The organism is Nostocoides australiense Ben110 (genome assembly GCF_001050535.1).
Taxonomy (GTDB): Bacteria; Actinomycetota; Actinomycetes; order Actinomycetales; family Dermatophilaceae; genus Nostocoides_A; species Nostocoides_A australiense.
Window position 1 is genome coordinate 3,265,954 of sequence record NZ_HG764815.1, and the last position, 2,325, is coordinate 3,268,278.

General features: G+C 72.4%; 1 protein-coding gene. It reads right to left on the bottom strand.

What is annotated here, in order from left to right; translation table 11 throughout:
* Window positions 1-2,325 (bottom strand): Ig-like domain-containing protein (locus BN11_RS24055; RefSeq protein ID WP_048699305.1); only part of this gene is annotated, 2,325 nt, incomplete at both ends.

The window sequence follows — 2,325 nt, forward strand, 5'->3', positions numbered from 1 at the left end:
TCGGTGGCCGCGACGGCGACCGTCAGGACACCGGACGCGTCGGCGGCCGGGGTCAACGTCAGGTGCGAGCCGGAGGTCTGCACGCCCACCGCGGCCCCGCCGGCCGGGCTCGCCGACAGCACCCGGAAGGCCGGGTTCGGCAACGGCGAGGTCATCGACTCGGCGAGGTCGACGTCGACCGACTGGCCCGCGGCCACGTGATCGAGTCGCACCGGAAGGATCGTCGGCAGCGGCAGATCGTCGGTCACCCGCACCCGCATCCGCGCGGGCTCGCTCGACTCGCCCCGAACTTTCACCTCGAACTCGCCCTCGGTGCCTGCGCGTGCCGCCGGCTGCGCCGTCAGTCGTATGCGGTCCGTGCCCGATCCCGCGATCGTCACCCCGTCGGCGGGTTGCGTCCATGACGCGTCGAAGGTGAGCCGGCCCGCCGCGGCGGGGTCGGCGGTCCACACGTGGCAGACGCTCGCGACGTCGATATCGACCGGGTCGGCGCCGGCCACCAAGTCCCAGATCAGGTTCGGGCAGCGCAGGATCGGCGCGTCATCGCCGATCTGCACCGGGATGCTCACCAACGACGCGGGAGTTGCCTCGCGGTCGGCTCCCGTGCGGTCGGTGACGGCGAGGATCAAGGCGGCGGGACCGGCATACCCCTTGGCCGCGGTGAGCGTCAGCGTGGTGCGAGAAGCCTTCGCGGAGAACGCTTTCGCCGGCGTGGTGATGATCGGGTCCGTCTGGTCGGCCAGGGTCACCGGGCTCCCGGTGGGTGAGCGGACCAGGTCGGCGAGGTCGACCTTGACGCTGCCGCCCTCCTTGATCGCGATCGACGCGCCGGGCACCGCGAAGGGTCCGCCCGATCCAGCGGCGGGGACATAGACGACCGCGGCGGCACTCGATCCGGAGGTGTCCGTGACGACATACGGCACCGCCTGGGGTGCGTCGGTGACCGGGATGGTGATCCGGCCGCCGCGGACCCCGGCGTCGGGCAGGGCGACGGAGGTGACCCGCAACCGGCTCGAATCCCCGTCCGGGTCGATGGCATCCGCGAGGACGTCGACGGTCGTCGAGTCGACGGAGGTGGCCTTGGCGACGTGGTCGGTGATCCGGGGCGGGATCTGTGCCCCCTTGGCGGCGCGGACGGTGACCGTGCTCAGGGCCGAGGCGCCCGCGTTGCCGCTCAGGCCGTACTTGATGACCTCCGACGTGCCGACCTTCGGGACCTTCGCCGTGATCGGCCCGGTGTCGCTGATGAGCTTCACGTCGGCCGGCAGGTGCGGGTTGTGGTCCGCGAGCGGGTGGATGCGCACCGGATCGCCCGCGGCGAACAGATCGTTGGTGAGCGGGTTGATCGTCACCGTCGCGCCGGGCGCAGCGGTGATGGTGTCCGGCAGCGGCACCGCGGGCTGCGGGTCGCCGGCGGGCACGACGGAGACTCGCACCGTCGCCTCGGCGACGCCACCGAAGGCGTCCGTCACGGCATACCGGAAGCTGTCGGACCCGGTGAAGTTCGGATACGCCTGGTAGGTAAGGCTATTGGGGCTGAAGGAGACCAGCCGCCCGAGCCGTGGTGCCGAGGCGAGGCCGGTGACCATCGTCGAGTCACCGTCGGGATCGTGCCCGGTCGTCGGCACCGGGATGGTGACATTGCCGCCCTGCACGACCCGCGCTTCGAGGCCCTCGGGGGTCGGGAGGGAATTGACCTCTTCGGGGCCGGGCCGGGGTGTCACGACGACGGTGAGCCGCCCGGCGGCGCTCTGGCCCGTGTCGGTCTGCGCGACGTAGTCGATATTGATCGTGCGGGCGGAGGCGGCCTTCGCGGGCGCGAGATAGCGGATCGACTGACCCGAGACGTATGCCGCGCCGACGTCGGCTTTCGTCGTGCCCGGATCGAGCGGGTCGGTGACCCGGAGCTGACCGGGCGCCGGCGCGTCGGGCACGGTGGCGAGCAGGGTGAGGGCGGACCCGGAGAGGGTGGAGTCGTTGTCCAGCACGGGCGCCAGGACGGAGTCGCCCGCACGCACCGTGGCGGTGTCGGAGCGGACGGTGATGCGGTCCTCCTCGACGCCGGGCAGCATCGCGACCTCGACCTGTCCCATGGTCGCCTCGGACCCGTTGGTGACCGAATATGTCACCAGCGGAGGGGTTTTCGTGGCCACGCCGGTCGGGGTCAGCCGCAACCAGCGGCCGCCGACGATCGCGACGGACAGCGCGTCCGCAGGGCTCGCGGTGGCCGACTGCACGGTCAGCAGCGCGCCCGCCGGGTCGCGGTCGTTGCCGAGCACGTCGACCAGCGCCGGCCCCAGCCCGCGGATCGAGGCGGGGGGGGGG